The 20,680-nt window shown below is 60.1% G+C and carries 23 protein-coding genes; 8 read left to right on the top strand and 15 right to left on the bottom strand.

Annotation, left to right across the window (positions count from 1 at the left end; genetic code table 11):
- Positions 1 to 5: 5 nt before the first annotated feature.
- Positions 6 to 1,133, bottom strand: coding sequence for a cytochrome c oxidase subunit II (coxB, locus tag HX801_RS17540; protein WP_177022433.1), 1,128 nt, complete (start codon positions 1,131 to 1,133; stop codon positions 6 to 8).
- A gap of 368 nt (positions 1,134 to 1,501) precedes the next feature.
- Here coxB and HX801_RS17535 point away from each other — a divergent pair, with 368 nt between their 5' ends.
- A complete protein-coding gene (locus HX801_RS17535; protein WP_003214855.1) occupies positions 1,502 to 2,149 on the top strand; it encodes a hypothetical protein in 648 nt (215 codons plus the stop codon).
- A gap of 129 nt (positions 2,150 to 2,278) precedes the next feature.
- On the opposite strand, the gene HX801_RS17530 is transcribed toward HX801_RS17535, so the two are convergent.
- The 3 genes from HX801_RS17530 to HX801_RS17520 all read right to left on the bottom strand — a co-directional run bounded on the left by HX801_RS17530 (position 2,279) and on the right by HX801_RS17520 (position 5,898).
- Positions 2,279 to 3,826: a SulP family inorganic anion transporter gene (locus HX801_RS17530; RefSeq protein ID WP_008439613.1), complete on the bottom strand. Its 1,548-nt coding sequence runs from the start codon at positions 3,824 to 3,826 to the stop codon at positions 2,279 to 2,281.
- A gap of 85 nt (positions 3,827 to 3,911) precedes the next feature.
- Positions 3,912 to 4,643: a carbonic anhydrase gene (locus tag HX801_RS17525; RefSeq protein ID WP_003214859.1), complete on the bottom strand. Its 732-nt coding sequence runs from the start codon at positions 4,641 to 4,643 to the stop codon at positions 3,912 to 3,914.
- A gap of 196 nt (positions 4,644 to 4,839) precedes the next feature.
- Positions 4,840 to 5,898 (bottom strand): PA0069 family radical SAM protein, encoded by a 1,059-nt coding sequence (locus HX801_RS17520; RefSeq protein ID WP_177022432.1) that lies wholly within the window; start codon positions 5,896 to 5,898, stop codon positions 4,840 to 4,842.
- Positions 5,899 to 6,119: 221 nt separating this feature from the next.
- On the opposite strand from HX801_RS17520, the gene HX801_RS17515 reads away from it, so the two are divergent.
- The gene (locus tag HX801_RS17515) at positions 6,120 to 6,371 is read left to right on the top strand and encodes a hypothetical protein (protein WP_087694556.1); all 252 of its coding nucleotides are present in this window, start codon (positions 6,120 to 6,122) and stop codon (positions 6,369 to 6,371) included.
- A 54-nt stretch (positions 6,372 to 6,425) separates the two neighbouring features.
- Here HX801_RS17515 and HX801_RS17510 read toward each other — a convergent pair whose 3' ends face one another.
- The 3 genes from HX801_RS17510 to HX801_RS17500 are packed head-to-tail and all read right to left on the bottom strand — an operon-like array spanning position 6,426 to position 10,249.
- Positions 6,426 to 7,709 (bottom strand): cytochrome c, encoded by a 1,284-nt coding sequence (locus HX801_RS17510; protein WP_087694557.1) that lies wholly within the window; start codon positions 7,707 to 7,709, stop codon positions 6,426 to 6,428.
- Positions 7,710 to 7,721: 12 nt separating this feature from the next.
- Positions 7,722 to 9,506 carry a GMC family oxidoreductase gene (locus HX801_RS17505; RefSeq protein WP_003214867.1) on the bottom strand — a complete coding sequence of 595 codons (1,785 nt, stop codon included), beginning with the start codon at positions 9,504 to 9,506 and terminating at the stop codon, positions 7,722 to 7,724.
- A gap of 2 nt (positions 9,507 to 9,508) precedes the next feature.
- A complete protein-coding gene (locus tag HX801_RS17500; RefSeq protein ID WP_177022431.1) occupies positions 9,509 to 10,249 on the bottom strand; it encodes a gluconate 2-dehydrogenase subunit 3 family protein in 741 nt (246 codons plus the stop codon).
- Between the two features lie 284 nt (positions 10,250 to 10,533).
- On the opposite strand from HX801_RS17500, the gene HX801_RS17495 reads away from it, so the two are divergent.
- Positions 10,534 to 11,220, top strand: coding sequence for a tyrosine-protein phosphatase (locus HX801_RS17495; protein WP_177022430.1), 687 nt, complete (start codon positions 10,534 to 10,536; stop codon positions 11,218 to 11,220).
- Positions 11,221 to 11,247: 27 nt separating this feature from the next.
- Here the strand turns inward: HX801_RS17495 and HX801_RS17490 are convergent, their stop codons facing one another.
- Both HX801_RS17490 and prlC read right to left on the bottom strand, forming a co-directional pair.
- Positions 11,248 to 11,520, bottom strand: coding sequence for a YheV family putative zinc ribbon protein (locus HX801_RS17490; RefSeq protein WP_003214872.1), 273 nt, complete (start codon positions 11,518 to 11,520; stop codon positions 11,248 to 11,250).
- The gene (gene prlC, locus HX801_RS17485) at positions 11,517 to 13,616 is read right to left on the bottom strand and encodes an oligopeptidase A (protein ID WP_173406107.1); all 2,100 of its coding nucleotides are present in this window, start codon (positions 13,614 to 13,616) and stop codon (positions 11,517 to 11,519) included. The genes HX801_RS17490 and prlC overlap by 4 nt, the downstream gene beginning before the upstream one ends.
- A gap of 54 nt (positions 13,617 to 13,670) precedes the next feature.
- Between prlC and HX801_RS17480 the strand changes: the two genes are divergently transcribed.
- A complete protein-coding gene (locus HX801_RS17480) occupies positions 13,671 to 14,213 on the top strand; it encodes a gamma carbonic anhydrase family protein (RefSeq protein ID WP_003214876.1) in 543 nt (180 codons plus the stop codon).
- A gap of 11 nt (positions 14,214 to 14,224) precedes the next feature.
- Positions 14,225 to 14,878 carry an HAD family hydrolase gene (locus HX801_RS17475; RefSeq protein WP_008439600.1) on the top strand — a complete coding sequence of 218 codons (654 nt, stop codon included), beginning with the start codon at positions 14,225 to 14,227 and terminating at the stop codon, positions 14,876 to 14,878.
- Positions 14,879 to 14,974: 96 nt separating this feature from the next.
- Here HX801_RS17475 and HX801_RS17470 read toward each other — a convergent pair whose 3' ends face one another.
- Positions 14,975 to 16,030: an aminopeptidase gene (locus tag HX801_RS17470; RefSeq protein ID WP_177022429.1), complete on the bottom strand. Its 1,056-nt coding sequence runs from the start codon at positions 16,028 to 16,030 to the stop codon at positions 14,975 to 14,977.
- A 142-nt stretch (positions 16,031 to 16,172) separates the two neighbouring features.
- Between HX801_RS17470 and HX801_RS17465 the strand changes: the two genes are divergently transcribed.
- On the top strand, positions 16,173 to 16,595 hold the full coding sequence (locus HX801_RS17465; RefSeq protein ID WP_177022428.1) for a hypothetical protein: 423 nt from the start codon (positions 16,173 to 16,175) through the stop codon (positions 16,593 to 16,595).
- On the opposite strand, the gene HX801_RS17460 is transcribed toward HX801_RS17465, so the two are convergent.
- Complete coding sequence (locus HX801_RS17460) at positions 16,596 to 16,835, bottom strand: DUF1161 domain-containing protein (RefSeq protein WP_003214887.1); 240 nt, start codon at positions 16,833 to 16,835, stop codon at positions 16,596 to 16,598.
- 113 nt (positions 16,836 to 16,948) lie between these two features.
- Positions 16,949 to 17,380 (bottom strand): OsmC family protein, encoded by a 432-nt coding sequence (locus HX801_RS17455; RefSeq protein ID WP_008439587.1) that lies wholly within the window; start codon positions 17,378 to 17,380, stop codon positions 16,949 to 16,951.
- 217 nt (positions 17,381 to 17,597) lie between these two features.
- On the opposite strand from HX801_RS17455, the gene HX801_RS17450 reads away from it, so the two are divergent.
- Entirely contained in the window at positions 17,598 to 18,599 is a 1,002-nt protein-coding gene (locus tag HX801_RS17450) for an LLM class flavin-dependent oxidoreductase (protein WP_087694564.1), read from the top strand.
- A gap of 118 nt (positions 18,600 to 18,717) precedes the next feature.
- On the opposite strand, the gene HX801_RS17445 is transcribed toward HX801_RS17450, so the two are convergent.
- Entirely contained in the window at positions 18,718 to 18,945 is a 228-nt protein-coding gene (locus HX801_RS17445) for a DUF1161 domain-containing protein (RefSeq protein WP_003214893.1), read from the bottom strand.
- Positions 18,946 to 19,062: 117 nt separating this feature from the next.
- Positions 19,063 to 19,278, bottom strand: a complete 216-nt coding sequence (locus HX801_RS17440; RefSeq protein ID WP_008439585.1) for a dodecin — start codon at positions 19,276 to 19,278, stop codon at positions 19,063 to 19,065.
- 156 nt (positions 19,279 to 19,434) lie between these two features.
- On the opposite strand from HX801_RS17440, the gene HX801_RS17435 reads away from it, so the two are divergent.
- Entirely contained in the window at positions 19,435 to 19,761 is a 327-nt protein-coding gene (locus HX801_RS17435; protein WP_003170746.1) for a YqjD family protein, read from the top strand.
- On the opposite strand, the gene HX801_RS17430 is transcribed toward HX801_RS17435, so the two are convergent.
- Positions 19,758 to 20,654, bottom strand: coding sequence for a LysR family transcriptional regulator (locus HX801_RS17430; RefSeq protein ID WP_177022427.1), 897 nt, complete (start codon positions 20,652 to 20,654; stop codon positions 19,758 to 19,760). The genes HX801_RS17435 and HX801_RS17430 overlap by 4 nt on opposite strands.
- Between the last annotated feature and the right edge of the window lie 26 nt (positions 20,655 to 20,680).

Genomic DNA, 20,680 nt, shown 5'->3' with positions numbered 1-20,680 from the left:
GGAAGTCATTTGCTTTCCGCCTGTTTCAGAGCCAGCACGTCTTTAGGCGTGACCATGTCGCCTTTGTTGTTGCCCCAGGCGTTACGTTCATAGGTCACGACCGCCGCGATATCGACTTCCGACAGTTGCTTGCCGAACGCCGCCATGGCGGTGCCGGGCTTGCCGAAGTACACGCGGTGCAGGTGGTCTTCCTTGGGCCCGGTGGCAATCGGCGAGCCCTTGAGCGCCGGGAACATCGGCGGCAGGCCCTGGCCTTCGGCCTGGTGACAGGCGACGCAGGTGGTGTGGTAGATCTTGTCGCCACGGGCCACCAGTTCATCCAGGGTCCATTCCTTGGAGGTCAGCTCCTTGAGCTTGGCGGCCTCTTCCTTACGCTCGCCGAGCCAGGTGTCGTAGTCGGCCTTGGATTTGACCTCCACCACGATGGGCATGAAGCCGTGGTCCTTGCCGCACAGTTCAGCGCACTGGCCGCGATAGATGCCGGGCTTTTCGATGCGGGTCCAGGCCTCGTTGACGAAGCCGGGAATCGCATCACGCTTCACCGCAAACGCCGGCACCCACCAGGAGTGAATCACGTCCGCAGCGGTCACCAGGAAACGCACCTTGGCGCCCACCGGCAGCACCAGCGGCTGGTCGACTTCCAACAGGTAATGCTCGCCTTTGACGGCCTGGTTATGGATCTGCTCGGCGGGCGTGGCCAGGTTGCTGAAGAACTCGACATCCTGGCCCAGGTATTTGTAATGCCACTTCCACTGGTAGCCGGTGACCTGGATATCGATATCCGACTCAGTGCTGTCGTAGATGTTGATCAGCGTCTTGGTGGCCGGAATGGCCATCGCCACCAGGATCAGCAAGGGCACCACGGTCCAGAGAATCTCCACCGTCGTACTCTCGTGGAACTTGGCTGCCACCTGTCCCGTGGAGCGCCGGTGAACGATCATCGACCAGAACATCGCGCCAAACACGACGATGCCAATCGCCACACAAATCCAGAAAATGGTCATGTGCAGGTCAAACACGGCGTGACTGACTTCAGTGTCCCCTGGCGCCATATTCGTTGTCCAGGCGGCTTGCGCCTGGCCGAATACTGACCACAACAGGAGGCCCATCCAAACATGTGGATGTCGCGTCATTGCGGGTTCCCCTTATCATTCTTGTTATCCCGCCGGTTTGCACCTGCGGCCAAGGGAGCGGCTTCCATACTGCTTACAACCGCCAGGCCTTGCCTGCTCATGCAGTCGGGCGTCATCAGCTAATTGCGTACAAAATCGAGTATAGACAGCGACCGCCACCCCGCAATGTGATCGGGCAAATGAACGAAAATGAGGAAACGGACCACACAACAGGACCGGTGGCGCGCGTTATCCGACGAACGATGGCAATTTGATATAACGCCAGCGCATAACCATGAAATAATTATGACAAATGCGTCTTAGGCTCTCGTATAAACGAGCTACCTTATGCTCTCCCTATTTCCTACGCCTGCATCACTGGAGCTTTCATGAACACCGCCGCATTGCGCGAGCAGATTTCCCGTGCCCATCAACACGAATCCAGCACTGGCCAGCTTGCTCAGCAGCTGGAAGTTCAGTTACCGCACCTGCACCCGGCGATTTCCGTGCCTGACGTCGACGCCAAGGGCGTGATGACGCGTTTTGTAAGCGCCTACATCGACCAGGTCCCCGATCTGCTGGACGCGGCCAACGATGTCGCCCGCGAAGCCGGTATTGAAAGCCAGATCAAACCGGTGCTGAAAATCGCCGAGCATTTCTTCCTGCAGCCGCCGGCGATCCTGGCCGGGCATGAAGGCCTGGACGGTTTGCTGGATGAGGCTTACCTGGCGCATCGCCTGGTGGAAGAGGTCAACGATCTGTATATCAAGCACTTCGGCCAGCCGTTGATTCCGCTGGATACCACTGTGGCGAACGTGATTGCCCACCAATTGATCGGCGAGGCGTTTGCCAATCAGCTGGATGAGGCGGTGCACCACGCGGTGGATGAGATGCTTAACGAGGAGAGTTTTGCGCTGGAGTCGGTCGAAGCCTACCGCGACAAGCTCAAGAGCCCGGACACGGAAGCGGCTTGGAAGCGCTGGCCGTGCCTGTCGCGGCAGTTGGGCGTGGGTCTTGAGCTGGACCAGCCAGCTTAGATTTGCCGGCTTGCAAAGATCCAATGTGGGAGCGGGCTTGCTCGCGAAAGCGGTGTATCAGAAACACATTCAGTGACTGACACTGCGCCTTCGCGAGCAAGCCCGCTCCCACATTTTGATCCGATTTCGTCAGCCAACAGACGGCGCCGAGCCTATTCCGGTCGTCGTTCTTACCCGTCCTTCCAACCTGCGCTTCAACCCCCGCGCCTCGATCATCAGCTTCGAGCCCTTGGCCGCATTGGCCCGACCCCATTCCTCCAATAGCTCAAGGCAGGAGTGGTCGATATAACTCAGGTTACTGAGCGGCACATGCAAGGTGGTCCCGGCGGGTACCGTCGACAGCACCTGGGTCAATGCAGGCACCTTGAGAAAGGTCCCGGCCCCCGTCAATCGCAGCTCCATCTCGCCCTCCTGCGGCAGGTCGATCAGGCTTATCTTCAAGCGTGAGGCCTTGAACGCCAGCTTCACCAGCGTCAACCCGAAGCCCACCAACACACCCGTCAGCAGGTCGGTAAAGATGATCGCCAGCGCCGTCGCCGCGTAGGTAAACATCGGCATTCGCCCGTAGCGCGCCAGGCCACGAAACGCCTTCATGTCCACGAGCTTGATCCCGGTGTACACCAGCACACCCGCCAGGCTTGCCACCGGAATGCTTTGCAGCACACTGGACAGCAACAGCACGAACGCCAGCAGCCACAAGCCGTGGAACATCGCCGACAAACGCGTGGTAGCGCCGGCCTGGACGTTGGCCGAACTGCGCACGATCACACCGGTCATCGGCAGGGCGCCGACCAGGCCACACAGCATGTTGCCCACACCTTGTGCCGACAATTCCTTGTCGAAGTCGGAACGCTGGCCACTGTGCATACGGTCGACTGCCGCCGCCGAAAGCAGCGTTTCAGCGCTGGCGATAAATGCCACGGCGAAGGCCGCGATCAACAGATTGGGATCCGCCAGGTTCAGCAGGTCGCTGGGGCGCAGCCAATCGATGGCATCCGCGAGGTTTTCCGGCACCTCCACCCGCTTGACCTGCAACGCCAGCACCAGGCTGGTGACTGTCGCCAAACCCACGCCGAGCAGGGCGCCGGGGACGAAGCGCAGCTTTTGCGGGCGGAACTTGTCCCACAGCCACATCACCATAATCGTCGACAGCCCGAGCAAACCGGCCTGCCAGCCGAGCCCGCCGCCCAATGTGGGGATCGCCTGGATCAGTGCCGCAGGGAAGCCGGCGAGGTTATCCAGCCCCGAGGGCTTTGGCACACCGTCGAGCATCACGTGTACTTGCGACAGGACAATCAGCACCCCGATCCCCGCCAGCATCCCGTACACCACTGCAGGCGCAGTCACGCGGAACCAGCAGCCCAGGCGCAAACGCCCGGCCACCAATTGCAGGAAGCCCGCCAGCAACAGGATCGGCCCGAGCATGGCCATGCCATGCTGGCGAACCAGTTCAAACACCAACACCGCCAAACCTGCCGCCGGACCGCTGACTTGCAACGGCGACCCCGCCAGCCAACCGACCACCAGGCCACCGATGATCCCGGTGATCAAGCCTTTGGCCGGAGGCATTCCGGACGCGATGGCGATCCCCATGCACAGCGGCAGGGCGACCAGAAACACAACCACGGAAGCCAGCAGCTCCCGTGGCAGCACAGCTTTCAATTGAGCAGCACGCATGATGACTCTCCCGAGGCATTCGCCGGGCGTGGCAAGGCCTGGCTGCTCGAATGGCAGCCATCGCGTTACCCGACAGGGGATTGTTTTAGAAGCGCGCTTTAGGCGTCGCGGATGGAATCGGCTGGGTACCGTTCAAGGGCAGGAACGCTGCCTGATCCGCATCGTAGGCCCTGATTTCGCTGGTCTCGATGTCGTAGACCCAGCCATGGATAAACAAATGCCCGTTGGCCATGCGCGAGGCCACGGAGGGATGAGTGCGCAGGTGCTGCAGTTGGGCGATCACGTTTTCTTCGGTCAGCACGTGCATGCTTTCGTGTTCGTTGGCGCAATCGCAGTTGTCCTGGACCATGGTCTTGGCAACCTCGGCGTGGCGCAGCCAGGCCTTTACCGTGGGCATTTTTTCCAGGCTTTGGGGGTTGAGCACCGCGCGCATGGCGCCGCAGTCGGAGTGGCCGCAAATGATGATGTGCTGCACACCAAGGGCCAGTACCGCGTACTCGATAGCCGTTGAAACACCGCCGTTCATCTGCCCATAAGGCGGCACGACGTTACCGACGTTACGGGTCACGAACAAATCCCCAGGGGAGCTATGGGTGATCAGCTCGGGAACGATGCGCGAGTCGGCGCAGGTAATGAACATCGCCCGCGGGCTCTGGGCCGTGGCGAGTTTTTTGAAGAGCTCTTCCTGCTGGGGGAAGATCTCGTTATGGAAATGCAAAAAGCCTTCAACGATGTGCTGCAGCGCTGCATCGGCGGATTCCGCCTCGTGAGGGGCTGAAGCCGACGCAGCCAACGGCTGTTTATCCTTGTCACTCATAATTCATCCTCTTGGTTGGAGCAGGGGAGTTTTCCAGTGCGGCCGGCGCCCAAACTGAAGCGCCGACTCATTAGTCACTCGATGAACAAGGTACCCGCCGAAACTTAACTCAAACTGAATGAGCCGCTCTAGATCGGGGCTTTCAGTGATATCAAAACGCGACTATTCCTACAGAAAAGTACGCTTTTCCAGCAGTTTACAATAATGCCATCTGTCTGCCCGGCGGACAAAACGCCGTGCAATCCAGATTAAACCCTTCCCGCCGGTTGAGCCCCAATCGTTTGATCGCCTTGGCGAAACGTTGCGCCAGCAAATCGGCAAACGGCCCTTCGCCACGCATGCGTACACCGAAGCGGCTGTCGTAGACCTCACCGCCGCGCACCTGCCGCACCAGGCTCATCACATGGGCCGCGCGCTGCGGGTAATGGGCCGCCAGCCATTCCTCAAACAGCGGCGCCACCTCCAGAGGCAAACGCAGCATCATGTACGCCGCGCTCTGTGCCCCCACGGCATGAGCTTCGGCCAGCAGGCTTTCCAGCTCGCTGTCGTTGATCATCGGGATCATCGGCGAACACAGCACGCCCACCGGGATCCCCGCCTCACGCATCACCCGGATCGCCCGCAGCCGGGCCTTGGGCGCAGCCGTGCGCGGTTCGAGGATGCGCTTGAGTTCATCGTCCAGGCTGGTGAGGCTGATCATCACCGCCACCAGCCGCTGCTGCGCCAACTCGGTCAGCAGGTCGAGGTCCCGCAGGATCAGCGAGCCCTTGGTAATGATCGTCACCGGATGACGGTAGCGCAGCAGCACTTCGAGGGTTTGCCGAGTGATCTTGTACTCGCGCTCGATGGGCTGGTACGGGTCGGTGTTGGAGCCCAGGTTGATCGGCGCGCAGGTGTAGCCCGGTTTCGACAGTTGCTGCTCAAGCACCTCGGCGGCGTTGGTCTTGGCGATCAGCTTGGTTTCGAAGTCCAGCCCCGGCGACAGGTCCCAATACGCGTGGCTGGGCCGCGCATAGCAGTAGATACAACCATGCTCGCAGCCGCGATACGGGTTGATCGCCCGGTCAAACGGGATATCCGGCGAGCTGTTGCGGGTAATGATGGTTTTCGCGGTTTCGATACGGACTTCGGTGCCCTGGGTCTGTGGCACTTCCTGATACCAACCGTCGTCTTCCGCCACGCTGACGGTGGGCGCAAAACGGTTATGCAGGTTGGTGGCCGTGCCGCGGCCGCGAGGCGGCAAAGGGACATTCATAGTCAGACCTCATAAACTGTATCCATATACAGTATTCGAGAAGATCGCTTTTCACCAGCACCACTGGGCGGCGCGGTCTAGCATCGACCTTCGCACGAACGGAATGACACCTTCCTACATGTAACCAAACAAGAAATAAATCGCGACATATGTGACATGGATAAAGTTATTAACACATCGCTATGATCACAACTTAACTCATTACCACCTACAGGATATTTATGTCTCAGGATGAACTACGCTTTACATGCGAAGACTTTGAAAAAGATAACAGCCCGGAAGTATTAATGGAGCGCTTTACCGACGGTAAACTGTCCTACGCCATGTATGCCTCTTCCTCCAACAGGGACGGGCACTACGACACCACATCCTCCACCACCGACCTGGATAACGACGGCGACTTCGATGAACAGGACAAGACCATCTTCCTGAACATGGCGAATAGCTTTGTAAAAACCTGCGCCCCTCGATAATTAATCGGCTAGTTGCCAGGATTATATATAAAACTATAAACCTGGCAACTGACACTACTTCTCTGAAGTTTGATCAGCTTCGGTAGTTACTGCATCTTTTCGCAAGTCTTTCACTTGCGAAGCCTTTACAGGCTCTCCCTTATTACCCCAACTGTCCCGAACGAAACTGACCACATCCGCCACTTCCTGATCCGACAGCCGCCAGGCAAACGCCGGCATGGTGAAAGTCGAAGGTGCCGTATGCGTCGCCGGCAACGTGCCGCCGTTCAACACGATGTTGATCAGCGACGTCGCATCCGCCGTCTGCAATACCGGGTTGCCCGCCAGCGCCGGGAACACGCGGGTGTAGCCGTGGCCGTCGGTACGGTGGCACGCCGCGCAGTTGTCGATGTACACCGAGGCACCCGGCTTGCTGTCATCACCCTTCCACAGCGCATCGGCGACCTGCTTGTCGTACTGATGCGGCTGATCCTTGGGATCCACCGCCGGCAGGGTCTTGAGGTAACGGGCGATAGCCGTCAGGTCCTCTTCCGACATGTACTGCATGCTGTGGACCACAACGTCGCTCATGCCGCCAAACACCGCGCTGCGATCACTGCGCCCGGTCTTGAGGAATTGCACCAGTTGCTCCTCGCTCCAGCTACCCAGGCCGTCCTTGTGGTCGCCCCGCAGGCTCTTGGCAATCCAGCCTTCCAGCGGCGCACTGCCGGACAGGAAAGCGCTGCCATCCGACGCACTCAGGGATTTTTCCTGCATGGTCAGGGCCCGTGGCGTATGGCAGGCACCGCAGTGGCCAAGGCCCTCTACCAGATAAGCGCCACGGCTGATCACCGGATCGGCGCCCGCCTGGGCCTGGTAGTCCTCGACCTTGGGCGCAAACATCCAGCGCCATCCGGCCAACGGCCAGCGCATGCTCAACGGCCAGGGAATGTCGCTGTCCTTGTTCACCTGCGCCACCGGCTCCACGCCCTTCATGAAGTACGCGTACAACGCCTGCATGTCGCTTTCGCTGACCCGCGCGTAAGACGGGTAGGGCATCGCCGGGTAAAGCGTACTACCGTTCTTGGCGACGCCATGGCGCACGGCCTGGTCGAAGTCTTCGAAGCTGTAGTCGCCCAGGCCGGTTTTGTCCGGGGTGATGTTGGTGGAGTAGATGGTGCCGATCGGGGTTTCCATCGGCAGGCCACCGGCGAACGGTTTGCCGCCCTTGGCGGTGTGGCAGGCCACGCAGTCACCGGCGCGCGCCAGGTATTCACCCTGTTTGACCAGATCGGTTTCAGCCGCACTCACCGAGCAGCTGCTGAACAAAGCCAGGGACGCGATAACAAATGCTTTCATGGTCATCGCTCCTTATGCCTGAACCAGTGGGCCGGGGTTTTTCAGGTACTGCTCGCGAATTGCCCGCGCCGACCAGTAGGTCAATGCCGCCACCAGGCCCGTAGGGTTGTAGCCCAAGCCTTGTGGGAACGCGGAAGCGCCCGGGACAAACACGTTGTGTACGTCCCAGCACTGCAGGTAGCGGTTCAAGGCACTGGTTTTCGGGTCGGTGCCCATGATCGCGCCACCGTTGAGGTGGGTGGTCTGGTAGGACGCGGTGTTGAAGTGCTCGCCCACCTTTTTGCCCAGCAAGGCAATCGCCTTGGGGTTCATCGCTTCGGCGATCTTGCTCATTTTTTCGACCATGAAGCGGTTCATCTTGATGTCGTTTTCCTGCCAGTCGAAGGTCATGCGCAGCAGCGGCAGGCCGTAGGCATCGCGGTAAACCGGGTCCAGGTCGAGGTAGTTGCCACGGTAGGATTGGTGGGCGCCATGGGCATCCATCGACACCTGATGGGTGTAGTAATCAGCCGTGGCGCGCTTCCACGCGCTGCCCCAGGCCGGCGTGCCCGGCGGGTTGGAGGTGCCCGCAATCGGCCGGCTGCCCGCCTGGTTGACCCACATCGGCGAGCCGCCCACAAAGCCGTGCGGCCCATGGTCGAAGTTGTCGGCGTTGAAGTCATCGACCGCCACGCCATTGCCGCCGGCACCGATGAAGTTGTTGGTGTGCACGTCCTTGTCGAAGAACGCCTTGATGGTGGCCATGTTCTGGTAGGCGAAGTTGCGGCCCACCACGCCCTCACCGGAGATCGGGTCGTAGGGTTTGCCGATGCCCGACAGCAGCATCAGGCGCACGTTGTTGAACTGGAAGGAACCGAGGATCACCAGGTCCGCCGGCTGCTCGCATTCCCGCCCCTGGGCGTCGACATACGTCACGCCGGTCGCCTTGCTCCTGGTGCTGTCGAGATTGACCTTCAGCACGTGGGAATTGGGCCGCAGTTCGAACTTGGGTTCCTGGCGCAAGGCCGGCAGGATGTTCACGTTCGGCGAAGCCTTGGAATACATGTAGCAGACATAACCGCTGCAGAAGCCGCAGAAGTTGCACGGGCCCATCTGGGCGCCGTAAGGGTTGGTGTACGGCCCCGATGTATTCGCGGAAGGCAGGTTGTAGGGCTTGTACCCCACGGCCGTGGCGGCCTTCTGGAACAGCTGTGCGGAGACTGTGTTCTTCTGCGATTCCAGCGGGAAGTGATTGGAGCGATCCGGTGCGTAAGGGTTGCCGCCCTTGCCTTCGCCCACCAACTGGCCTTTCACCGTCCAGGCTTGCCCGGAGGTGCCGAAGACTTTCTCGGCATAGTCGAAGAATGGTTCCAGCTCTTCATAGCTGACGCCGAAATCCTGGATGGTCATGTCCTTGGGAATGAAGTTTTTCCCGTAGCGCTCTTCGTAATGGCTGCGCATGCGCAACTCGATCGGGTCCACCCGAAAGTGCACGCCGGACCAGTGCAGGCCTGCACCGCCGACACCGTTGCCAGGCAGGAAAGCGCCCAGTTGGCGGTTGGGCATCGCCACGTCATTCACGCTATGGCGAATGGTCACGGTTTCCTTGGAGATGTCCTGGAAGAGCTTTTTACGCACGCTGTAGGTCAGTTCGTCGATGACCTGGGGATAGTTGCCGTCCGGGTAGGTGTCCTGCATCGGGCCGCGCTCCAGCGCTACCACGTTGAGGCCAGCTTCCGTCAGCTCCTTGGCCATGATCGCGCCGGTCCAGCCAAAGCCGACAATCACTGCATCCACTTTCTTCATGATGGTCGCCACGTTTACGCCCTCTCGCCACGGATCGAAACAGCCGGGATGGGGTATTGCTCGTTGCGTTCAACCCAATCCATGAAATCGGCGCGGGCGCCGGGGAAGCCGATCATGGTCCAGCCGACCATGCCTTTGTTGCCACCGTGGACCGGGTCGCAAAAGAACCCTTCCTTGGTGTTTTGCAGCAACAGATTGAAGAAAATCTTCGGCGGGACGCTGTCGAACTGCGCGTCGCCGGCCTCCAGGCGCTGCAACAACTTTTCCTGGGTAGCGCTGTCTTGCTCGGCAAATAGCTTACCGTTCATCGCTTTCGACCAGGCATCCGTGGCAGCGATGCCCAGGCGATAGATCTCCTTGGGCACCAATTTGCTCTGCCAGCCCATTTCAGGCGGCGCGTCGGCATTGAACGGGCCTTGCATGAACCACAGGGCACCCGCCGCGTACGGCGTGTTCATCTGACGGTCGATGTATTCCGGCGCGCCGGCTTCCAGGGCGCCTGGGCCCTGGTCGTCCGCCGGGATCAGGCGCGCAACGGCCGCGTTGATAAAGGCCCATTCCTCGCCAGTGAAATAGCTCGGCTCATAGGCCTTGCTGCTGACGGGCGCCTTCTCCGGGCTGGCTTGAGCCGGTTCGGGAACCGCCATCAGCATCGAACCGCCCAGGCCCGTGCTGGCGACAGTGACCACGGGGATCAAGGTCAAGGATTTGCGTAAAAACTCACGCCGGGGGTTGTCTTGATCTTGATCAGACATGGTGGCACCTCATCATGTGGTCACGGATTTATCAGCCGCTTCGAGGAACGACTTATAGTTTTGGCAGTAAATGGGATCCAAAGGACCCAAGGGGATAGAACACAGCAGCAATCAATAGTTACAAAGGATAGCAGGCTAAGGATTGGGGAAAATCGTTTCAGCGCGAAAAAATCTGCCCGGAGCCGGCTTATTCACGATTCTTTGACGAGTACCTCACACGGCATTGACCCCCTGTAGGCGAATCTGGGCCCCATCAGCCCCTTCCCTATTCGGTTACATCGCGCATGTTCAAGAATCAATTGCTGCCTGCCGTCAGCCTCGTGTTCATGGCGCTGTTCACCACCGCACCGTCCCAGGCCGAAGAGCTCACGCCCATTCGTTCGTTGGAATGGGCCCAGCCGGTGGGCAATCAATACAACCTGTATCAAATGACGCCCACGCTCTATCGCAGCGCGCTGCCGGATAGCGGTGCTGTTCCTGTATTGGAAAAGCTCAAGATCGGTACGGTGATCAACTTTCTGCCCGAGTCCGATGCCAAGTGGCTGAAATCACCCGGTATCAACCAGGTGCAATTGTCCTATCGCACCAACCATGTCGATGACGCCGATGTGCTCGCAGCGTTGCGTGCGATTCAGGATGCCGAAGCCAACGGCCCGGTGCTGATGCACTGCAAACACGGCTCCGACCGCACTGGCCTGGTGGCGGCGATGTATCGGGTGGTGATTCAGGGATGGAGCAAGGAAGATGCGCTGAACGAAATGACCTTGGGCGGCTTTGGCGCCAGTAGCGGCTTCAAGGACGGTGTTCGCTACATGATGAGGGCCGATGTCGACAAGTTACGCACCGCACTGGCCAACGGCGAATGCAGCACCAGCGCCTTTGCGCTGTGCTCGATGAAAAGCTGGCTGAATACCGCGGAAAACGCCAAAGACCCGGCCGAGGAAAAAACCGCCTGGGTGGTCGCTCCCTGAGCCATCAACCCAGGGAGCGCTTCACGATCAGTCTTTCTTCAGCTTCGGATTAGGGAAGAACTGCACCGCTTGCACCTTGGGGTCCGGTGCTTTCAACGCCGACGTATTGACCCGCGTACCCAATTCTTTGGGCACTGACAGACCTTGTTCATTCAGCGTGTCGGAATAGCCGCAAGCCACGCATTCGCGGTGCGGAACATCGTCCTCGCTCCACATCATCAACTTGTCCGGCTCGCTGCACGCCGGGCAGACTGCCCCGGCGATAAAGCGTTTTTTGGTTTTCACAGGTGCTTCACTCATGCTGCCGCGTCCTCACTCAGGCCGCTGTGGCGCAAGAGTGCGTCAATCGACGGCGCCCGTCCGCGGAAATCGACGAACAGCACCATCGGTGCCTGGGAACCGCCACGGGCCAGGATCGCCTCGCGGAACGCTCGGCCAGTCTCGGCATTGAGTACGCCATCTTCTTCGAACTTGGAAAAGGCATCGGCCGACAGCACTTCCGCCCACTTGTAGCTGTAGTAACCCGCGGCGTAACCGCCAGCGAAGATATGCGCGAAGCTGTTGGGGAAGCGGTTGTAGGCGGGCGGACGCATCACCGACACCTCATCACGCACACCTTCCAGCACCTGCAGCACGCTGCGGCCATCGCCGTGGGTGGCGTGCAGCTCGAAGTCGAACAGCGAGAACTCCAACTGGCGAACCATCATCAGGCCGGACTGGAAGTTCTTCGCCGCGAGCATTTTTTCCAGCAGGTCCTGAGGCAGCGGCTCACCGGTTTCATAGTGACCGGAAATCAGCGCCAGGCCTTCCGGCTCCCAGCACCAGTTTTCCATGAACTGGCTCGGCAACTCCACCGCATCCCAGGCCACGCCGTTGATGCCGGACACGCCGGCGTGCTCGACACGGGTCAACAGGTGGTGCAGACCGTGGCCGAATTCGTGGAACAGAGTGGTCACTTCATTGTGGGTCAGCAGGGCAGGCTTGCCGCTGTCGGCCGGGGTGAAGTTGCACACCAGGTTGGCCACCGGGCTTTGCAGCACGCCATCAACCGTGCGGCGACGGTCACGGGCGCCGTCCATCCAGGCACCCCCACGCTTGTTGGCGCGGGCATACAGGTCGAAGAAGAAGCGGCCGACGTGCTGGCCGTTTTCCTTGATTTCAAACAGGCGAACATCCGGGTGCCAGGTGTCGAAGCCTTTCTGCTCGGCGATCTCGATGCCATACAGGCGTTGCACGATGGCGAACAGGCCGCTGAGTACCTTGTCGATCGGGAAGTAGGCGCGCAGGGCTTCCTGGGAAACGCTGTAACGCTGCTCACGCAGTTTTTCGCCGTAGAAACCGCTGTCCCAGCTTTGCAGGTCCGCGCAGCCTTGTTCGGCGGCATAGGCCTTGAGCTGTTGCAGGTCCTGAGTGGCAAACGGCTTGCTGCGCTTGGCCAGGTCCCGCAGGAAGCTCAGCACCTGGTCGCTGGACTCGGCCATTTTGGTGGCCAGGCTCAGCTCGGAGAACGAGGCGAAGCCCAGCAGTTGCGCCAGCTCCTGACGCAGGTCGAGGATCTGTTCCATGACCGGGCCATTATCATTCTGACCGGCATTCGGGCCTTGGTCCGACGCGCGGGTGCAGTAGGCTGCGTAGATTTCTTCACGCAGGGCGCGGTCGTGGGCGTAGGTCATCACCGCGTAGTAGCTCGGGAATTCCAGGGTGATCAGCCAGCCGTCGAGGCCCTTGGCCTGGGCAGCCGCAGCCATTTGCGCCTTGGAGGAATCGGTCAGGCCGGCGAGGGTTGCTTCGTCAGTGACGTGCTTGGTCCAGGCCTGGGTGGCATCGAGCAATTGGTTGGAGAACTTGCTGCCCAGTTCGGAGAGCTTGCTCTGCACTTCGGCATAACGCTTTTGCTGCTCAGGCGGCAAATCGATACCCGACAGACGGAAGTCCCGCAGGGAGTGTTCCAGGATGGTTTTTTGCGCCACGTCGAAGCCGGCGGCTTCCGGGCTGTTGGCCAGGGCGTCGAAGGCCTGGAACAACTCGCGGTTCTGGCCCATCTCGGTGGAGTAGGCGCTCAGTGCCGGCAGGCACGCCTCGTAGGCTTCCCGCAGTTCGGCGCTGTTGCACACGGCATTCAGGTGGCTGACCGGGCTCCAGGCGGCACCCAGGCGGTCATTGAGTTCGTCCATGGCCAGGACCAGCCCGGCCCAGGTCGGATTTTTACCCTGGCTTTGCAGGATGCCTTCGATGGCGACGCGGTTGTCGGCGAGGATCTGTTCAATGGCCGGCTGCACGTGCTCGGCACGGATCGCCGAGAACGGCGGCAGGTCGTAGGACTGCAGAAGAGGGTTGTTCGCGCTCACGGTTGGCACCTTGGCTGAAGAAACATGTAAGAACAAAGATGGGGCCATCTTAATTACAATCAACGCCCACCGCAGCTATCAGCAGAAGAGAGAGAGCCTATCGTGACCCTTCGCACCTACCAGAATCACACGCCGGCCCTGGCCGCCGGGGCTTTCGTCGATGCATCGGCGGTGGTGATCGGCGACGTCGAAATCGGCACCGACAGCTCGGTATGGCCGCTGACGGTGATTCGCGGCGACATGCACCGCATCCGCATCGGTGCGCGCACCAGCGTGCAGGACGGCTGCGTGCTGCACATTACCCACGCAGGCCCCTTCAATCCTGATGGTTTCCCGCTGCTGATCGGCGACGATGTGACCATTGCCCACAAGGTCATGCTGCATGGCTGCACGGTAGGCAGCCGGATCCTGATCGGCATGGGCAGCATTGTGATGGACGGCGCCGTGGTGGAAGACGAGGTGATCATCGGCGCCGGCAGCCTGGTGCCGCCGGGCAAGAAACTTGAGAGCGGTTTTTTGTATGTTGGCAGCCCGGTTAAACAAATCCGCCCACTGACTGACAAGGAACGGGCATTTTTCACCTACAGCGCCGCGAACTACGTAAAGCTCAAAGACCTGCACCTGGCCGAAGGCTTCGACCAATGACAAGGACACCCATGCATTACCAGACCGTTTTGTTCGACCTCGATGGCACCCTCACCGACCCGCGCGAAGGCATCACCCGCTCGATCCAGTACGCCCTCGCCAAACTGGGGATCGATGAGCCGGACCTGACCAAACTCGAGCACTTTATCGGCCCGCCGCTGCTGCAAGCGTTCATGCAGTTTTATGGCTTCGACGAAGCCAAGGCCTGGGAGGCGGTGAATTTCTACCGCGAGCGCTTCAAGGTCACCGGCCTGTACGAAAACCGCGTGTTCGACGGCGTGATGCCGCTGCTTGAGGAATTGAATGGCCAGGGCCGTCAGCTGTATGTAGCCACGTCCAAGCCTTGGGTATTTGCCCGGGAAATCGCCCGGCATTTTGATTTCGCCAAGCACTTCAAGGTGATCTACGGCAGCGAGCTGGACGGCACGCGCACCAACAAGGTCGAGTTGATCGCCCACCTGATGGCGCAAGAAAGCCTGGACCCGGCCAGCACCTTGATGATTGGCGACCGCAAGCACGACCTGATCGGGGCCCGCAGCAATGGGCTGGATTCGGCGGCGGTGGGTTATGGGTTTGGCAGCCGTGAAGAGCTGAGTGCCGAGGCGCCGACCTGGCATTTCGAAACGTTGGCCGAGATGCATCAGGCGTTTTTGCAACGGCCTTGAATGCGCTATCGCAGGCAAGCCAGCTCCCACATTTGATCACGGTCGGCCAAGACAACTCAGTCAAATGTGGGAGCCGGGCTTGCCCGCGATGAGGCCCTACCGGCCAACCACTTGCCCGGATCCCTCCAACGCCCTCAGGGCCGCCTTGCGCTGATCCACCGGCAACCCGCCCAGCTTCTCCACCGCCGCAAAGAACTTCGGCCAATCCCCGCCTTCCTGCCGGAACAACGCGACGAACGCCGGCACCCACTGGTCATACAGCCCAAACGGCAGCAACCTTGCGTTGTTCATCGGCAGGTTGACCCAGGCGTCATAACGCTTGTCGCCACCCCACTGGCTATCGCGCATGTGCCGGTAGTCACTGCGCAGGCGCTCGAATTCAGCGGCCTTGGCCTGGCGCATGGCATCTGCCGTCAGCGGCTGCGCATACAACTGCTCCAGGCGTTTGCGGGTATCGAGCACCAGCCGGGTGAACTGGTCGCGCTGTTTCAACGCTGACTCGCTGGCAGGCGGCAAGCCTTGGGCGGCGCGCCATTGCCGGGTACCTTCCTGCTCGACGAAGGTGGCGTACGACTCGTTGAACTCGGTGTCGTCCTTCACATAAAACCGCTGGTGCGCCAGCTCATGAAAAATCAGCGTGGCCAGGCGCTCGTCCCCCCAGCTCATCATCGAACTCATGATCGGGTCGTTGAACCAGCCGAGGGTGGAATAGGCCTCCACGCCGCCAATCGACACATCCATCCCTTGCTGCTTCAACAAAGCCGCCTGGCCGCGTGCGGCGCCCTGGTTGTAGTAGCCGCGATAGGCCACGCAACCGGCAATCGGGAAGCAGTGGGTTTGCGGGGACAGGGAAAATTCAGGCGTGGCGAACACGTTCCAGACCACGTAAGGACGGCCGATATCGGCATACAGCCGGTAACTCTGATTATCCGGCAGGTGCAGGTGTTCGCTGGCGAAGGTGCGGGCTTTCTGCGATTGCGCCAAGTGCTCGCGCAGCACCTGTGGCCGGGACGGGTCGGCGACGATCGCGGAGACCGGCTCCCGGGCACGCAGCAATTGCCATTGGCCGTCTGCCAGTTGGCTGTAATAACTGACGCTGGAACAGCCACTGAGCAACAGCAGCATCAAGCCGGGAAGCAAACGCCTGACCATTAAAACCTCTCGCCGGTAACCATCCCGCCAGACTATCTCGCCTGTGGGGAATTTTTCCATGGCGTGGCGTGTTTATACTCATAGGGAGCGTGCTGCCGAACGCAGCCGTTCAAAAAACCATTCCTACAGTTGAGTGCTTAACATGCGTCAGCTACTGCTTCCCGTCGCCGCGATTTTTCTCAGTGCCTGTGCGTCGACGCCACTACCGCCGGTTGATCCACACCAGGCCTGGGTCGACTTCGCTACCCCGACACCCGGCGCCAAGCTGGTAATGGCGCAACGCCTGGACGGGAAAAACCTGAACGACGGGCGCTTCTTCCAAATGCCGCCTGGCAGCCATGAACTGATGGTACGTTTTGATTTCGAGGTGCCTACCGGCGGCAGTTTCGGCGGGTTTGGCCAAACCACTGACCGTACCTGCTTCATGACCCTGCAATACGACCGTTTCGAGGCGGGCCAGCGCTATCGCCTGGAAGGGCGCTCACTGGGCTACAACCCGAATATCCGGCTGTACAACAAAGCGGGTCAATTGCTGGCCGAAGAACGTAGCGTCAACTGCATCTGATCAGTCGTTGTTCTTCTGGTAGACGATGGCTTTGGTGCCATTCTCACAGCTGCCGACAACCATGGCGCTGTCGTGCTTGTCAGCTTCTTCCTTGGTGACGATTTCGAGGGTGTAGGACGGAACGGCATTCGCCTGGATTTTGACCTCGATCTCCTTCCTGAGCTCTTCACAATCTTTTGGCGCCGCCAGCGCCGACGTGGCCAGTGCACAGCAGATAACCGCCAAGGCAATACGTTTCATGTGTGAAGCTCCCTGAATGCACGCGCACGGGTGTGCGCTGAGTCTGCAATCGGCTATTCGACCACATTTGCACCTGCAGGGGCGAGCAAGCTCACCCCTGCAAGGGGGTTGCATCAACTAACCAGCGTGCCATCCAGGGTAATGGTTGCATTCAGTACCTTGGACACGGGGCATCCTTCCTTGGCCTTTTTGCTCAGCTCATCGAACTGCGCCTGGCTGGCGCCCGGGATCTTTGCCTTGAGGGTCAGGTGCACGGCAGTAATCGCAAAGCCACCGTCCACTTGGTCCAGGGTCACTTCGGCCTGGGTGTCGATGCTGTCGGCCTTGAGCCCGGCATCGCCGAGAATCATGGAAAACGCCATGGAGAAACAACCGGCATGGGCTGCGCCGATCAGTTCTTCAGGGTTGGTGCCCTTGCCACCTTCGAAACGGGCCTTGAAGCCGTAAGGCGCTTCACGCAGAACGCCGGTTTCGGTGGAAATGGAACCCAGGCCAGTCTTCAGGTCGCCTTCCCAATGCGCGGATGCTTTTTTAACAATACTCATAGCGGTCTCCTCGAACGGTGGTTTTGCGTCAGTAAGGGTTCTGAGGATAGACGCCACGGCAAAGTTCATCTTGTCGGAGAAACCTAGCGATTAAGTAGGAAATTTCACCATCGCTATTGAATCTCGGGTATATGCCCTCATTGCATAGGACATGCACATGAAGCGGCAGGTTTTGGTTCGTCTAAGAAGCCTGCGCCCCCATTGGAGAAGCAGGCTTATGAAATCGCTGTCCGACGTAAAGTTCTCGACCCTCGACCTCGTGCCCGTGCGTGCCAACGGCAGCCCGGCGCAGTCGCTGCGCAATTCCCTGGACCTGGCCCAGCACGTGGAAAAATTCGGCTACAACCGTTTCTGGGTCGCCGAACACCACAATATGGACGGCATCGCCAGCTCGGCGACCTCGGTATTGCTGGGTTATCTGGCCGGCGGCACCTCGACGATTCGTGTCGGCTCCGGTGGCGTGATGCTGCCCAACCACGCACCGCTGGTGATCGCCGAGCAGTTCGGCACCCTGGAAAGCCTGTACCCAGGCCGTATCGACCTGGGCCTGGGCCGCGCGCCCGGCTCCGACCAGATGACCGCCCGCGCCCTGCGCCGTGAACGCTCCGGCAGCGCCGATGACTTCCCGGAAGACGTGGCTGAACTGATGGCCTACCTCGGCCCGCGCACTCCGGACCAGCGCGTGATCGCCGTACCCGGCACGGGCACCAATGTGCCTGTGTGGCTGCTGGGCTCAAGCCTGTTCAGTGCACAACTGGCAGGCGAGCGCGGTTTGCCTTACGCCTTTGCCTCGCATTTCGCACCGCGCCTGATGCATGAAGCGATTCGCGTCTATCGCAACCACTTCAAGCCTTCGGCCGTGCTGGACAAGCCCTATGTGATGCTCGGCATCCCGCTGGTGGCCGCCGACACCGATGAGCAAGCCGACTACCTGGCCACCTCGGTGTACCAGCGAATTCTCGCGCTGATGCGTGGGCAAAGCCTGGTGCAGCGCCCGCCGGTCAAGACCATGGACGGCCTGTGGCTGCCCCATGAGAAAGACGCCGTGGGCAGTTTCCTCGGCCTGGCCATGGTGGGCAGCCCGCAGAAGATCCGCGCCAAGCTGGAGGTGCTGGTGGAGCAGACCGGCGCTGATGAGCTGATCTTTACCTGTGACCTGTACGAGCATGCCGACCGGATTCATTCCTACGAGCTGCTGGCGCAGGTCATGAAGGGCTGAATCCAGGAGTGAGGCGGGACGCAGAGCATCCCAGGCTTCATTCCCACGCGGAGCGAGGGATCGCAGGCATAAAAAAACCGACGCACTTGCGTCGGTTTTTTACGTCTGCAACACGGGATCACCCGCGCTTGTAGGCGATTTCCTTGGTACCGGCTTCACAGCTGCCGACAACCGTGTGGTCACTAGGTGCAGCACCTTTGTCCACGATTTCCAGGGAGTAGCCCGAAGCGCCTTTAGCGTCGATTTTCGCCGCAATCTCGCTTTTCAGCTCTTCACAAGGCTTGCCCGCCGCCAGGGCCGTGCCCGCAATGCTCAACAAACCTACCGCCAACAAAAAGTTCTTCATCCGTCACTTCCTTGGGTTGATCGAAAGGAAGCACGCCGACGCTCGTCACGTCGACGTGCCTAAAGGTTGTAGCGGAGTTTATGGCAATCGGCCAGCGCGCAAGTTCAACCGGCTCAATCAACTACTGGCAATTCGGAACCCCACCTTGAGGGTGACCTGGAAATGCGCAGCCTTGCCGTCCTTGATGTGGCCACGGGTTTCGGTCACTTCAAACCACTCCAAGTGCTTGATGCTCTTGCTGGCTTCAGCCAGGGCATTGTTGATGGCCTCCTCGATGCTGGTCGCGGAAGAGCCCACCAGTTCGACTTTCTTGTAGGTGTGATGATCACTCATAAGTTTTTCTCCTGGGGTCGTTAATCAAGACTAGCAGTGAATTCTCGTACTGCTTCTGGCGGCTATTGCGATGTGAAAGTTCAGATTTACTGCACTTTCTGAAACCGCCGCAGTCGGAAACAACACACGCCACTCAATCACTCCAGGAGAGCCCACATGGCCAACACCTCTTTACGCAAAGCGTCATTGGAAAGCATGGAAGCCGAGATTTCGAGCCTGCTCAAATCTTTGGAAAGCCTCAAGGACGATGCGTCTGACGAGTCGCGCAAAACCCTGAAGGCCCTGAAAAGCAATGCCGAGAACGCCCTCAAGCATTCCCGCCACCTGATCAGCGATGCCTACGAAGAAAGCAAAGTCAAAATCCGCGAAACCGGTGTTGCAACACGGGACTACGCGCAAGAGCATCCATGGACTACCGCCGGTGTTGCCGTCGGCGCGCTGGGTCTGCTGGCGGCTTACTTGCTGTGCAAACGCGGCGACTAAACGTCCTGGCGCGCAAGCTCAGCCTTGAGCCACTGCGCCAGTTGCCCGGCGCGCCCATCTGCGGCGCGCTTGGGTAGCCACAACGCCAGTTGCGCCGGGGTTTCACTGAAACCCCACGGCGCAACCAGGCGACCCGCTCGCAGGTCCTCTGCCACCAGCGGCTCAGGCGCAATTGCTACCCCCAGCCCGGCCACCGCCGCCTCCAGCAAATAATACAAATGCTCAAACCCCTGACCGTACTTCAACGCGCCAGCGTCGATCCCATGGTGCTGCGCCCAGCTGGGCCAGGCTTGCGGGCGTGAGGTAGTGTGCAACAGGGCCTCATTCAGCAGCGCCTCGGGAGGCGCCTGGCGCAATCGCTCGTAATGGGCAAAACGCGGGCTCATGACCGGGCCGATGCGTTCGCTGGCCAATTCGTACACCTGCATATCCGCCGGCCATGGGGGTTCGGCGAACACCAGCAGCGCGTCCAGGCCGGGGCGACGCGGGTCAAGATCGCCTTCACCCGCCGACAGATGCAGGCGCAAATCCGGCAACTCGGCGTTCAGGCGCCCCAGACGCGGAATAAACCAGCGCGCCAGCAGGCTGCCGGAGCAGCCGAGCACAAACGGCGCATCGGCACTGCTTTGCGTGAGCTCGGCGCAAGTGTCCCTCAGTCGCTCGAAGGCCTCGAAACTCGCATCTCGCAGGCGAATGCCGGAATCTGTGAGTTTGAGGCCGCGCCCGTCCTTGGCGAACAGGCTTACACCAAGGTGTTCTTCCAACACCTTGAGCTGCCGACTGACCGCACCATGGGTCACGTGCAGTTGCTCAGCGGCCTGGCTAACGCTGTTCAGGCGCGCAGTCGCCTCAAAAGCGCGCAAGGCATTCAGCGGTGGGAGGTCTCGGCTCATCTGTGAGTTTTCCTGACAGGTTGTGG

The sequence above is a fragment of the Pseudomonas sp. G1002 genome (assembly GCF_013385455.1).
Lineage (GTDB): Bacteria > Pseudomonadota > Gammaproteobacteria > Pseudomonadales > Pseudomonadaceae > Aquipseudomonas.
The sequence above is the reverse complement of the archived record's forward strand: the minus strand, read 5'-3'. Positions and strand labels throughout refer to the sequence as shown.